Origin of the sequence: Streptococcus sp. CF7_Ac1-8, from assembly GCF_024295435.1 — a bacterium.
In the GTDB taxonomy this organism is placed as follows: Bacteria; Bacillota; Bacilli; order Lactobacillales; family Streptococcaceae; genus Streptococcus; species Streptococcus mitis_AP.
Genome location: NZ_JANCPI010000015.1, coordinates 31,835 through 45,697, shown reverse-complemented (window position 1 = coordinate 45,697; position 13,863 = coordinate 31,835). Strand labels below are relative to the sequence as shown.

Genomic DNA, 13,863 nt, shown 5'->3' with positions numbered 1-13,863 from the left:
TTAAAAGACAACCTTTGTTCCGTGTAATTGTGTCATACCTAGCTGGTCGATAAAGGTTTGACGGTTGTCAAGGTCAATCCCCCCACCTGGTAGAATTTCAATTTTACCTCTAGCATGTTCTAAAATTCTGTGATAGTGAGCAAAACGTTCTTCTAACGAGTCACCAGACACACCAGCACGAGTCAAGATACGAGTGACACCAGCTTGGCTGAGCCAGTCAATAGCTTCTAACTGATTTTCATCACTTAATTCATCAAAGGCCATGTGAAAGACAATTTCCATTCCTTTTGATGCAGCAATTAACTTTTCCAGATTAGGCTTATCCAACTTTTTATCAGCAGTTAAAGCCCCAAATACAACTCCTTGACTTCCAGCCTGAGCAGTCAACCGAATGTCCTCTAGCATAATAGCAATTTCTAGTTCATTATAGACAAAGTCGCCACCACGTGGACGAATCATGGTCATGATGGTCGTATCGTAGTTAGCTGCCAATTCAACCGCTGCCTTGGTCACTCCATAGCTTGGTGTTGTTCCTCCCACTGCTAGATTATCACAGAGTTCGATTCGACGAGCTCCAGCCTGCATTGCTTTTTCAAGCAAGGTCACATTTTCAGCACAAAATTCGTAAATCATTTAATTCTCCTTGAAGATTACTTTAAATTCATTATATCATATTGTTATGAATATGCTTTCAATTTTATCAAGGGAAATAGTGACAAATTTTACTTATTCTTTATCCGGAATGACCTTAAAGAGATAATAGGTAATAAAGATGGTCAAAGCTCCTAGACCGATTTTTACTGGTAAAAGAGGGGCAAAATAAATGGAAATTCCCATCAAAATGTAGATAGATACGATAATTTTTTTCTTACGTTCACGCGCAATAGACTTAGTCTCACGAAAATCAGCTACATATGCTTGATAGAGCTTGGTATGATAAAGCCAATCTTCGAAGCGCTTGGAACTTCTGGAGAAACAAGCAATAGACAGCAAAAGAAAGGGAGTTGTAGGCAACAAGGGTAATATAACCCCAACAATAGCCAAGGCCAGTGATAAAAAACCAATTATCAGATAAATAATACGCATAACTTCTCCTAGTTAAAATAATCTTCTTCTAGTTTCGCATATAATGATGAATTTTGTCAAGTTCTAACCAAAAAGAGCCTGAAATTAACTTTCAGGACTCTCCTCTTATTTAATCTTTTCTTCCTCGTAGTCACCCTTGCTACAAACAACTTGCTTGCCACCACCACGGACTTTTTTCTCCATGAGGAAGTTACCACATTTTGGACAGTCACGACCAACAGGCTTGTCCCAAGAGGTAAATTCACATTCTGGGTAGCGATTGCAACCATAGAAGAGGCGATTACGTTTGGTTTTACGTTCAATGATTTGTCCCTGATGACAACTTGGACACTCAACACCGATTTCTTTTACGATTGCTTGGGTATGACGGCAATCTGGGAAATTGCTACAAGCGTAGAACTTACCAAAACGACCAAGTTTAATGACCATTGGACTGCCACACACTTCACAGTCAAATCCAGCTGGTTCATCCTTGATCTGGATTTTTTCCATTTCTTCTTCAGCCTTGGCGACTTCTTTAGAGAATGGTTTGTAAAAGGCGTCTATAACACGTTGCCACTGCTCTTTTCCGACTTCGACATCATCCAGCTTGCCTTCCATTTCAGCTGTAAAGGTTACGTTTACGATATCTGGGAAATATTCAACAATGAGCTTGTTAACAATTTCTCCCAACTCTGTCGGTTCAAAACGTTTGGCTACAAGGCGGACATAATAACGTTTCTGAATAGTTTCAATGGTTGGTGCGTAGGTTGACGGACGTCCAACCCCATTTTCCTCCAAGGTCTTAATCAGTGTCGCTTCAGAATAACGGGCAGGCGGTTGGGTGAAATGTTGCTCTGGTTTACTATTAACCTGTTTGACAATATCTCCAACAGCCATGTCTGGTAACATCTTATTCTTATCAGAATCATTATAAATGGCAAGATAACCATCAAACTTAACCTGACTACCATTGGCAGCAAATTGAACTCCATTTTGCGACAATTTAACAGCCATGGTATCAAAGACAGCAGCTGTCATCTGGCTCGCTACAAAACGATTCCAGATAAGAGTATAAAGCTTGAGTTGATCCTTGTCCAGATAATTAGCAATACTTTCAGGTGTATTAAAAACGCTAGACGGACGAATAGCCTCATGGGCATCCTGAGCTCCTGAAGCATTTTTGACCTTGCTACCATGCTTAGAGTACTTGCTACCAAAACGGTCTGTAATGAAACTTGCTGCTTCGTTCTGTGCCACTGGACTGATACGAGTCGAATCGGTACGCATATAGGTAATCAAACCTTGAACACCAGAACCGATATTAATTCCTTCATAGAGCTGTTGGGCAACCATCATGGTCTTTCGAGTACGGAAGTTAATTTTATTGGCAGCATCCATCTGCATAGATGAAGTGGTATAGGGTAAAGGAGCATTGCGTTTGCGCTCTTTCTTATCCACCTGATCTACTGAAAAGTCTTTACTAGTCAGACGAGACAAGACTTCCTTGACCTCATCATTGCTAGTCAGTTTCAGCTTTTTACCATCTACTCCATAGAAGGATGCCTGAAATTGCTTGGTTCCCTTTTTAAAGACACTATCAATAGTCCAGTATTCTTCAGGCTTAAAGGCATTTATTTCATTCTCACGATCAATGATTAGCTTAAGCGCAATAGATTGAACGCGACCTGCTGACAAGCCCTTCTTAACCTTCTTCCACAAAATAGGCGAAATCGAATAGCCTACCAAGCGATCCAAAACACGACGAGCCTGTTGGGCATCGACCAAGTCCATATCAATCTTGCGAGGTTCTTTAAAAGCATTTTTGACAGCATCCTTGGTGATTTCATTGAAGACCACACGGTTGGCATCATTTTCATCCAAGTTGAGAATATGAGCCAAGTGCCAAGAAATCGCTTCTCCTTCACGATCCGGGTCACTCGCCAGAAAGACTTTATTAGCTTTTTTAGCTTCTTTTTTCAAGTCATTGATAAGAGGACCTTTTCCTCGGATATTGATATATTGCGGTTCATAATTATTTTCAATATCAACGGACATACTGGATTTCTTCAAATCACGGATATGCCCGACACTGGCTAAAACCTTATAGTTTCTGCCGAGATATTTTTCAATCGTCTTGGCCTTAGCAGGTGACTCCACGATTACTAAATTTTTTTTAACTGTTGATTTTTTCTTTTTTGTTGCCGTAGCCACAGTATCACACCTTTTCAAAGTAATAAACTTTATAAAGTGTAAACCATTTTGCCATAACTGTCAAGACTTAGCTCCTATATATAGAAGAAAAGTTTGTCTAGTAAGCGAAATTTCGTCCTAAAATTCAAATTCTGCAAGAACATCCTGCCCGCTGGTTACCAATTTTGCTCCTTCTTGAATCAAATGATGGCATCCGTCTGATAGTCCATCTAAAATGCTACCAGGAATAGCAAAGACATCGCGCCCTTCTTCCATTGCTCGCTCACAGGTAATGAGACTACCTGAACGCATCTTAGCCTCTGCTACAATCACACCACGACAAAGTCCAGCAATGATGCGATTACGGGCAGGAAAATGAAATTTTAGAGGTTGTTCGCCAGGTCCATATTCACTTAGAACCAGATGATCATTGCCGATGTAATCTTGCAAACGCTTATTGGCTTTAGGATAAAACACATCCAGACCTGTCCCAATCACTGCAATGGTTTTTCCGCCATTCTGCAGGGCTGCCATATGAGCTGCTGTGTCAATGCCCTTGGCTAATCCACTGACGATAACCAGTTCATTTTCCAAGCCTTGAATGACTTTTTCAACTGACTTAGCGCCCTGTTTACTACAAGCACGACTACCCACAACCGCTACCTTCGGGAATTTCAAGAGGTCAAGATTTCCCTTGTAAAATAAAAGTACAGGTGCATCGTATATTTCACTCAAATCCCAAGGATAACAGTCATCTAGAATAGAGAAAGATGGAAACTTTTGAAACTCCTTCTCCAGATTCGCATCGTCTATCTGAAAATAACGTTCCATAAAAACGGCTGGATTTCGGCAACCTGATATATCTGCAATATCACCTAGCAACAGTTCTTGATCAACATTTTCACCGTATTCTAGGACATTCAAAATCTGTTGATTGGTCAAACCTGATTTTTTTAACTTATAGATTTCATAGTTTGTGATTTTCATAAATATCTCCATTTCTTTTTCTACTCATCTATTTATTCGTAAAAAAATCAAAAAACATCCGACTATTTTAGCCAGATGTTGAAATCTTTAATTTTCGTTTTTAAGAATTTCTTCTAATTTATGGTAGTCTTGGACACTATCAATCTCATAGATGCTATTGCCTTCTAATTCTTCGACATAGACATCCAGCTCTTTGATATTATCCTTAACCATATTGTCCCAGTATAGATCAACAAATTCACCACTTGCATAAGCCTTGTCGATAAAGCTGACAATCTTTTCTGCAGTTGGAGCATCCCAGAAGGATACACCACTCAGGATCCGGCCTGCCTTGCTATCAACAATAATGTCTTGAACCTTGTAGTCATCTCCATAGACCAAGAACCATTCGTTGGTACAATCTTCACGATAGACACTAAAATAAGTCGAACGTGTCAAATCATTGCGGAACATATTTTTAAAGAGATAATTATCAGCATCAATAACATAGCTGTTGGCCAATTCTTCTTTTACAAGATAGAGAGAGTAAAAGTTATTGTAGTCAGCGTATTTATCATTGAAAACGAGTCGAACTCCATATTTCTCTTTTAAGTAATCGAATTGTTCTTTAAGATAACCGACAATGATGATAATGTCATTGATACCTTTTTCTTTTAGAAACTCAATTTGGTATTCAATCAAGGGTTTTTGATTAACCTGAACCAAGGCTTTAGGGGTATTTTCAGTCATAGGACGCAAGCGAGTTCCCAACCCCGCTGCTAAGATAATGGCTTTCACACGAATCTCCTTTATTCTTTAATAATAATATAAACTCCAGCAATGACGACAAGTGACGTAATAATTGTCAGCATATCTAGCGGTGCACCCAAGAAAACAACTGCAAACAAGACAGTCCAAACTACATAACTCACGTTCAAGCCTGTAGCCTTGGCTGGTTGCAAGCGATTGATAGCAATATAATAAGCCAAGTAAGAAATCATATCAAAGGCTGCAAAGACAATCATAAGACCTAGTAATTGTCCATTGGCCACTTCTGCAAATGACTGATGAGAGAAGAGCACAATCACAAGATAGGACAAGAATGAAGTTACTTGACGGATTAAGAGGGCTTCGATTTCACTCAATTCACTTTCCATGGCAAAAGAGCTAAGAACACTCTCACTTCCCCATGCAATGGCACAAACTAAAGCACAAAGAATCCCAATGTAGAAAGAATTAACCTGTTCTACCTTATAGGTCTGAGCAATTATCCCTCCAATAATCAAGACAATCCCAAATACAGTATTTTTCGAAATCTTGTGCTTCAAAAAGAAGAAAGCCAATAAAACTGAAACCGCAGGGTAAATAGCCGATACCGATGAAGCTAAGGAACTACCGATATACTTAACCGCATAAAGATTGGCCTGCATACCGATAGGGCCTGCTAGCAAGGCTCCGATGATAACACTAACATTTCGAATATTTAAGAAAATTGAGAGACGAACTTTCCCTTCTTTCACTAAAAGAAAAGCTAGTAAGATAAAGATGCTCAAGAAATCGTGAGCAGCAGCCACCACAAAGGGCGACAAATCTGTAAAAATCGAAAAGATATAAGCACTAATCGTTAGACCTAACCCCCAGAAAATACCTGAGAGTAGACCAAAAGAAACTCCATTTTTAGTTTTCATCTGAACCTCCATAATAAGCCAAACCTTTAACAGCTCTTTGGTAACGACTTACACCATAGTCACCAAAATCTGCGCCTTGCTCTTCCTTATAGACAGTCCATAGACTCCAAATAGTATCTTGTAAAATTTTATAGATTGCAATCTTTTCTCGAGAGACAGGTGTTTTGTCACTCTCATAGTAAGATAAGAAGGCTTCTTCCTCTTGGGGAGTGAATTCAGACTCTAAAAAGAGAGCTGCCAAATCCCACATTGGATCATTCATTGATGAGTATTCCCAGTCAATCAGATAAAGTCGTCCTTGAGGTGATTCGATAAAGTTTTCAGGCACCAAATCGATATGACAAGATTTTCTGTCGACACCTAAGTCAGCCAGTCTTTTCTCTAAGGGGAAGACTTCTTTTCGAACTGCTTCATAGTTAGCATAAGGGATCTTTTCTTCAATCAAGGATTCGTATTTTTTGATTTCTTCAAAAGGAGCAAATTCTCCTCTTAATTCCTTACCAGAAGCATGGATGGTTTGTAAAATTGGTGCAATTTTATCGAACTTGGTCTTGATTGACGTTGAATCAAGCGTAATAGCAGATTCGATATACTCATTTACTTTGATACCAGCTTCAATATCAAAAAGATAATTTTTGACATCTAGGTCCAAATCTTTAAGTAGTTCAAGATTGTACTTTTCATCTTGACGATTGATGAGTTTTTCTGTCCCTTTCCCAAAGAACTTAACAATGTATTGCTTATTTGTTGTTTTGACCAAATAGTTTTGATTGGTCATTCCCCCCAGTTGTTCAACACTGAGGACTTCCTCTTCTTGACTAAGTAAGGAAGAAATTTTTTCTTTAATAATTTTCTCCACAATTAACCTCCAGCTCTTATACTTCCCACTTAAACACAGTTTTAAAGGCTGTGTTTAAATCGGTAGCAAAGACACGGTGAATATCTTTAATTTCTCTTACAGGTTCTTCTAGATAAAGGATATTTTTAAGACGATTGGCAAACTTCTTGACTTCCATCATTTGGATTGCATTTTCAAAATCGATGCGACCAGAACGAGAGGAACCAACCAAGAGCAAGCCTTTCTCTAAGGCATCGCGTGTATTGAGATTAACTTTATACTCGCTAACGCCCATCATAAGAATCGTTCCCTGAGGACGAATGTAGCGAATCAAGTCATTTATAGCAGGTCCAGTACCATCACCACCACAACACTCAAAAGCATGATCAAAGGCCAAATCTTCAGGAATATTATCAGTGATATAGCATTCTTTGGCAAAAGAGAAGAGTTCCAATTTTTCCCAATGACGACCAATAACCACAATCTCTGCTTCTGGCAAAGTATAGTTGATAATATTGGCAACCACAAAAGCTAAACTTCCATCTCCGATAACGGCGATTCGGTCCCGCTTGCTATGAGCAAGGGTCAATAGACGATTCATAGCGTGCATGCCGACACTGACAAACTCTGTAATCGCTGCAACCGTGTCTTCGATAGCATCATAAGCCACCACACGGTCTTTAGGGAGAGAAACAAACTCTCTCATAAAGCCATCAAAACCACTAGACAAGAAATGGGTCCCTGTCATGTAGTTCTCATAGAATTCTTCATCACTCTGCATAGGAGGCTGATTTGGAATCATGACAACTTTTTGACCAACCTCATAGGTTCCCGTCGGGTCAGAAATAACGGTTCCACATGACTCGTGAATCATCGCCATTGGAAGCTTTTTATTCAAAATCTTGGGATCACGTTTTCCTTGGTAGTAACGCTGATCCGCATGACAGACCGCCATATAATTAGGGCGGATGAGGATATGATTCTCTTGGTCAATAGCCTCTTCCTGATATTTGACATTGATAAACTTAGGCTTAGTTAGTTGATAAATTTGATTAATCATTTTACTAGTCTTTCTCAATCATACTTTTTGCAATCTTCAAATCTGTCACGGTTGTGATTTTTAGATTTGAATATTCACCCTTGGCCAAGGCTACATCTTTTCCTTTAATGACAAAGATTTTACATGCATCTGTTAAGATTTCTTTCTCTTCGACAGAGAGAGAACCGTAAAGATCCATGAAGTCCTTGCAACGGAATGTTTGAGGTGTTTGTCCTTGATAGAGGTGAGCACGATTTGGAATATCTGTAATAAATTGACCGTTAGTACTTTCAACGATAGTATCAACCGCTTCTACCACTGTGTCCACTGCGTCATGATTTTGAGCAAGTTTGATATTGTCTTGAATCATACGAAGCGTAATGAACGGACGAACAGAGTCGTGGGTAACAACGATGTCCTCTGGAGTAAGCGGACGATAAGCATCGATGGCTTCAATGATTTTCTCAATACTTGTATTGCGGTCAGCACCACCTTTTGTAATGATGATACGATCCTTATGAAGAGGTAGATATTTATCTACAAGATCCTCTGCATGGGAAACCCAGTCTCCATGAACACCAACTACAATTTTTTCAATGCTTGGTTCCAAGACAAATTTTTCAATTGTATGAACCAAGATAGGTCGATCACCTAGCTCTAAAAATTGTTTTGGCAAGTTACTGATTCCCATACGCGTGCCAGTTCCACCAGCAAGAATTCCTGCATAAATCATCTATTTTCTCCTTTGTCTTACTAAAAAAACTTATTCTCTCTATTATACCACAATCTAGTCCTATCATGAAAGAAATACCGGACCTCCCGTTCTAGAATAGGAGGATTAAGCAACTCTATATCTTCAAAGAAGCTAGTCCATTTCTAGTAATGACCAGGAATTCTGTAGTCATTACTAATAAATGGCTGTGAAATTTTAGAGTTCTTCAGAATAATATAATTTCCTTAAAAAAAACTTAAAATTAAGCTTTGAAACTTCAAAGGAATCGCTTGACTTACTGCCCTTCATTTCTTATTAGCTAACTTTATGATATTACTACGAATAGTCTAGGAAAAAGTCTTTACAATCAAAAAACTCATACTAGCAGGCAGGGAAAAATTTTATATAATAATCTCAAAAAAGTTTAAAAAATATCGAAAAGCAGCTTGATATTGAGAATAGTCAAGATGATTGAAACTACGTAGCCAAGGATTGTATTCCACTTGGCATTGGTAAATTCTCCCATCACTGACTTCTTAGAGGTCAGATAGATTAAGGGGAAGATTGAAAACGGAAGAGCGATGGAAAGAAAGACCTGTAAATAGACCAACAACTGATCCAAGGTTTTTTCTTGATGTCCAAACAAAACAGCAACTATAATCACAGGGAGCAAGGCAAAAATACGTGTACCGATACGGATGATCCACTGAGGTAATTTCATATGCAAGAAACCTTCCATGACAATCTGTCCTGTCAAGGTGCCTGTGATAGTAGAATTTTGGCCACTTGCTAAGAGAGCCAGAGCAAATAAAGTTGACAGAGTTGAGCTGGCTATTGCTCCTGCTATTGTCGAATCCTGTAAGGCATTGTACATTTGAGAGAATGCTGAAATTTCAGATGCATGACCAAAAAAGAGCGATGCCCCTAAAATGAGAAGCAAGGAATTGACAACAAAGGCTAGGGACAACTGAAGATTTGAGTCCCAGGTCATAAAACGCACAGCTTTTCGAACATCCTTTTTATCCTTATGGTTGATTTTCCTTGTTTGAGATAGGGATGAATGAAGATAGAGATTATGGGGCATAACTGTCGCTCCTACAATCCCTAAAGCCAAAGTCAGTTGACTCTCATGTCCCGGCAAAGGACTTTCAAACAAAGTTGAAGTCGGTAAATAACCACCAAAGATCCCCTGCATACTTGGATTAGATAAAGCCACCAGATAAGAAAAGATTCCTAATATGGTTAAGATAAGGGTTGTAACAATAGCTTCAATCTTCTTGAAGCCAAATTTCATCAACAAAAGCAAAAGAAATACATCTAAAACAGTTAGGAGGATAGCCACCATAATCGGTATTTTAAACAAAAGATTCAAGGCAATCGCTGAACCCAAAACCTCAGCCAAGTCTGTCGCCATTAAAGCTAATTCTACAATCACCCACAGACTATAACGGAGCCACTTAGGAGCATGATGAGCTGTTGCCTGCGCTAAATCCATCCTAGTCACGATACCAAGCTTTCCAGCCATCTGTTGTAATTGTATGGCGATGATGGATGAAATCAAAATAACAAATAAGAGACTATACTTGTAGGAAGCACCACCAACCACACTGGTAATCCAGTTTCCAGGATCCATATAACCAACTGCTACAAGAGCTCCAGGCCCTAAAAATGCTTTTAGATTTTGCCAAAAATGATTGTTATTGGGAGTTTCAATAGATTGATTGATCTCAGAAAGGGAGACCTTTTTATAAGAAGACATAGGAATATTCACTTTCTAATCAAGTCTTTACCTAGTTTATTAATGAAGCTTTTGAAAATAAAATGAAAATAGTTTGCCTATTTCCAATTTATTCTTATTATATCACATTTTGGAACGATTCTTAAGGAAAGCATGATAGCTGAAATAAGCAACACCAGTATTGCAAAAGCCAGCGTTTTCTGACGCTGGCTTTTTAACTGTGAAAATTCTTTCTCAACTAGATTGCTTCTGTAACAAAACTACGGCTTTCCAATACTTTGAGCATGGCGTTAGCTGTATCTAATGCTGTAAAGAGGGGTACCCCGTGTTCAATGGCTGAACGGCGGATTTGCTCACCATCTTCATCAGCAGTTCGTTTGGTTCCAACTGTGTTAATGATAGCTTGAACTCTTCCTTTGCGAACAAAACTTGGGATATCTTTATCGTCATCACCAATCTTACCAACAGGTTGGGCTTGCAATCCATGACTGGCAAAGAAGGCAGCTGTCCCTTCCGTCGCGAGGATTCCATAGCCAATATTTTGGAAACGACGAGCCAAATCCAAGGCTTCTTCTTTCGCATCATCAGCGATAGTAAATACAACGTTACCAAAGGTTGGCAAGTGTAGGTAAGAAGCTTCAAAGGCTTTATAGAGAGCTTTTTCCAAAGTCGTATCAGAACCCATAACTTCACCTGTTGACTTCATTTCAGGACCGAGCAAGCTGTCTACCTTAGCTAGTTTCGTGAAGGAGAATACTGGTGCTTTAATATGAACTCGAGTACTTTCAGGGTAAAGACCATCTTGGTAGCCAAGTTCTGATAAACTTTGACCAAGAATAAGCTTGGTTGCTACCTGAGCCATAGGAATATTGGTTACTTTAGAAAGGAAAGGAACCGTACGGCTAGCACGCGGATTGACCTCAATAACGTAGACTTTTTCATCCTTGATGACAAACTGGATGTTCATCATACCAAGGCAGTTAAGACCGATTGCTAGGCGTTTAGTATAGTCTGCGATTGTTTCTTGCACCTTTTGCGACAAGGTTTGTGGTGGGTAAACGGCCATTGAGTCACCTGAGTGGACACCGGCACGTTCGATATGCTCCATGATACCAGGGATGAGAACATTTTCCCCGTCTGAGATGGCATCAACTTCGCACTCCTGACCAACAATGTAAGAATCGACAAGAACTGGGTGGTCTGGACTAGCCTTAACAGCAGTTCGCATGTAAGAACGAAGGTCTTCTTCGTTTTCAACGATTTCCATGGCACGTCCACCAAGTACATAAGATGGGCGGACAAGAACTGGGAAGCCAATCTTGCGAGCTGCAAGAACTGCTTCTTCTTCATTGGTAGCCGTTTGTCCTGGTGGCTGTGGAATATCCAAGTCTTTGAGAGCTTGCTCAAAGAGGTCGCGGTCTTCAGCACGGTCTAGGTCAGCAACCTGTGTACCAAGGATGGTCACACCTGCTTTTGCCAATGGCTCCGCAAGATTGATGGCTGTTTGACCACCAAACTGAACGATAACGCCTTTTGGTTGCTCTAAGTCGATAACATTCATAACATCTTCGAATGTCAATGGTTCAAAGTAGAGCTTGTCAGATACAGAGAAATCTGTAGAAACGGTCTCTGGGTTTGAGTTCATGATGATAGCTTCGTAGCCAGCCGCCTGAATAGCCTTAACAGAGTGAACAGTGGCGTAGTCAAACTCAACCCCTTGACCGATACGGATTGGACCAGAACCCAGAACTAGAACGGATTCTTTATCAGACTTGATAGATTCATTTTCCCAACCATAGGTTGAATAGAAATATGGAGTTTCAGAGTCAAACTCTGCCGCACAGGTATCAACCATCTTGTAGACTGGGACAATCTTGTTTTCCAAACGAAGTTGACGAACTTGGTCAGCTGTCGTTTCCCAGAGTTCAGCAATCTTACGATCAGAAAATCCATTAAGTTTGGCAGTTTTCAAAACTTCTAGATTTTGTGGATGAGCACCCAATTCTTGCTCAATTTCAAAGATATGCAAGAGTTTATCCAGATAGAAAATATCAATCTTGGTCAATTCAGCAATTTCTTCTGGTGTGTAGCCACGGCGAATTGCTTCAGATACATAGAAAAGACGGTCATCTTGAGCTTTCACAACCTTTTCAATCAAAGCATCATCAGAAACTGCTACAAGTTCAGGCATTTCATTGTGGTGCACCCCAATTTCTAGAGAGCGACAAGCCTTAAGGAGAGATTCCTCGATGTTCCGACCGATGGCCATAACTTCTCCAGTGGCCTTCATCTGGGTACCAAGACGACGTTCCCCTTTTTCAAACTTGTCAAATGGGAAACGTGGAATCTTAGCCACCACATAGTCAAGGGCTGGCTCAAACATGGCATATGTTGAACCTGTAACCGGGTTGATCACCTCATCCAAGGTCAAACCTACTGCAATCTTAGCAGCTAACTTAGCAATCGGGTAACCTGTCGCCTTAGAAGCAAGGGCTGACGAACGCGATACACGAGGATTTACTTCAATAACATAATACTTAAAGCTGTGGGGATCAAGTGCTAGCTGAACGTTACATCCACCTTCAATCTTGAGGGCACGAATGATGCTCAAACTCGCATCACGTAGCATTTGGTTTTCATAATCTGACATGGTTTGGGCAGGGGCAAATACGATGGAATCCCCTGTGTGAATCCCAACTGGGTCAAAGTTTTCCATGTTACAAACAACCAAAGCATTGTCAGCTGAGTCACGCATCACTTCGTATTCGATTTCCTTGAAACCTGCAATCGAACGTTCAATCAAACATTGGGTCACAGGTGACAATTTCAATCCATTTTCAGCGATTTCACGCAATTCTTCCTCATTAGCACACATTCCACCACCAGTACCACCAAGTGTAAAGGCTGGACGAACGATGACTGGGTAGCCAATTGTTGCTGCAAAGGCAACAGCTTCTTCGACTGTGTTGACAATTTCAGATTCTGGAATGGGTTGGTTGAGTTCTTCCATCAATTGTTTAAAGAGGTCACGGTCCTCCGCTTGGTCGATGGCAGATAGTTTAGTACCCAGAAGCTCAACACCAAGCTCATCAAGGATACCATTTTTAGATAATTCCATGGCCATGTTTAGACCTGTCTGACCACCGAGTGTTGGTAGCAAGGCATCTGGACGTTCCTTACGAAGAATTCGTGTCACAAACTCAAGTGTAATCGGTTCAATATAGACCTTGTCCGCAATCTCCTTGTCCGTCATGATGGTGGCAGGGTTTGAGTTAACCAAGACAACCTCATACCCTTCCTCTTTCAACGACAAGCAAGCCTGGGTCCCAGCATAGTCAAACTCAGCAGCCTGACCAATAATAATCGGACCAGAACCAATCACCATAATTTTTTGAATATCAGTACGTTTAGGCATAGTTTATGATACAAAGCCCGTAAAGAACACAGTGAGAATAGGAAACTCGGTGCAGACGCCTTCAGCGTCAAGACGATGTTTATCTTTTTCACACAGTTCTTAGGGCGTGTTCACTTCCGCGAACAATGTATCTTCTCCTTTCTATTCGGCAACTCTCAGGTTGCCATTAAATAAATTCTCCGACGATTTTTTAGCGAAACGATACTTTT

At 40.2% G+C, this 13,863-nt stretch carries 11 protein-coding genes; all 11 read right to left on the bottom strand.

Translation table 11 applies throughout. The features are described from left to right. Positions 1-633, bottom strand: a complete 633-nt coding sequence (locus NMM26_RS08170) for a copper homeostasis protein CutC (protein ID WP_254754227.1) — start codon at positions 631-633, stop codon at positions 1-3. A 93-nt stretch (positions 634-726) separates the two neighbouring features. Beyond that, positions 727-1,086: a YbaN family protein gene (locus tag NMM26_RS08165; protein ID WP_254754228.1), complete on the bottom strand. Its 360-nt coding sequence runs from the start codon at positions 1,084-1,086 to the stop codon at positions 727-729. Positions 1,087-1,191: 105 nt separating this feature from the next. After that, a complete protein-coding gene (topA, locus tag NMM26_RS08160) occupies positions 1,192-3,279 on the bottom strand; it encodes a type I DNA topoisomerase (RefSeq protein ID WP_254754229.1) in 2,088 nt (695 codons plus the stop codon). 117 nt (positions 3,280-3,396) lie between these two features. After that, on the bottom strand, positions 3,397-4,245 hold the full coding sequence (dprA, locus tag NMM26_RS08155; RefSeq protein WP_254754230.1) for a DNA-processing protein DprA: 849 nt from the start codon (positions 4,243-4,245) through the stop codon (positions 3,397-3,399). A gap of 87 nt (positions 4,246-4,332) precedes the next feature. Continuing rightward, positions 4,333-5,022 (bottom strand): sugar phosphate nucleotidyltransferase, encoded by a 690-nt coding sequence (locus NMM26_RS08150; protein WP_000643965.1) that lies wholly within the window; start codon positions 5,020-5,022, stop codon positions 4,333-4,335. Between the two features lie 11 nt (positions 5,023-5,033). Beyond that, on the bottom strand, positions 5,034-5,912 hold the full coding sequence (locus NMM26_RS08145; protein WP_254754231.1) for a DMT family transporter: 879 nt from the start codon (positions 5,910-5,912) through the stop codon (positions 5,034-5,036). Beyond that, complete coding sequence (gene licA, locus NMM26_RS08140; protein ID WP_254754232.1) at positions 5,902-6,771, bottom strand: choline kinase LicA; 870 nt, start codon at positions 6,769-6,771, stop codon at positions 5,902-5,904. Before licA ends, NMM26_RS08145 begins: the two co-directional genes overlap by 11 nt. 16 nt (positions 6,772-6,787) lie before the next feature. Then, positions 6,788-7,810: a ribitol-5-phosphate dehydrogenase gene (locus NMM26_RS08135; RefSeq protein WP_000609877.1), complete on the bottom strand. Its 1,023-nt coding sequence runs from the start codon at positions 7,808-7,810 to the stop codon at positions 6,788-6,790. Between the two features lie 4 nt (positions 7,811-7,814). Next, entirely contained in the window at positions 7,815-8,522 is a 708-nt protein-coding gene (locus tag NMM26_RS08130) for a 2-C-methyl-D-erythritol 4-phosphate cytidylyltransferase (RefSeq protein ID WP_254754233.1), read from the bottom strand. Between the two features lie 403 nt (positions 8,523-8,925). Beyond that, entirely contained in the window at positions 8,926-10,260 is a 1,335-nt protein-coding gene (locus tag NMM26_RS08125) for an Nramp family divalent metal transporter (protein ID WP_254754234.1), read from the bottom strand. Positions 10,261-10,477: 217 nt separating this feature from the next. After that, a complete protein-coding gene (carB, locus tag NMM26_RS08120) occupies positions 10,478-13,654 on the bottom strand; it encodes a carbamoyl-phosphate synthase large subunit (RefSeq protein WP_049551158.1) in 3,177 nt (1,058 codons plus the stop codon). Positions 13,655-13,863 lie beyond the last annotated feature (209 nt).

What these genes read in the sequence shown, in the direction of transcription:
- NMM26_RS08170 (WP_254754227.1), bottom strand. Translation starts at nt 633, where the DNA reads ATGATTTACGAATTTTGTGCTGAAAATGTGACCTTGCTTGAAAAAGCA.
- NMM26_RS08165 (WP_254754228.1), bottom strand. Translation starts at nt 1,086, where the DNA reads ATGCGTATTATTTATCTGATAATTGGTTTTTTATCACTGGCCTTGGCT.
- dprA (WP_254754230.1), bottom strand. Translation starts at nt 4,245, where the DNA reads ATGAAAATCACAAACTATGAAATCTATAAGTTAAAAAAATCAGGTTTG.
- NMM26_RS08145 (WP_254754231.1), bottom strand. Translation starts at nt 5,912, where the DNA reads ATGAAAACTAAAAATGGAGTTTCTTTTGGTCTACTCTCAGGTATTTTC.
- NMM26_RS08135 (WP_000609877.1), bottom strand. Translation starts at nt 7,810, where the DNA reads ATGATTAATCAAATTTATCAACTAACTAAGCCTAAGTTTATCAATGTC.
- NMM26_RS08130 (WP_254754233.1), bottom strand. Translation starts at nt 8,522, where the DNA reads ATGATTTATGCAGGAATTCTTGCTGGTGGAACTGGCACGCGTATGGGA.
- NMM26_RS08125 (WP_254754234.1), bottom strand. Translation starts at nt 10,260, where the DNA reads ATGTCTTCTTATAAAAAGGTCTCCCTTTCTGAGATCAATCAATCTATT.
- carB (WP_049551158.1), bottom strand. Translation starts at nt 13,654, where the DNA reads ATGCCTAAACGTACTGATATTCAAAAAATTATGGTGATTGGTTCTGGT.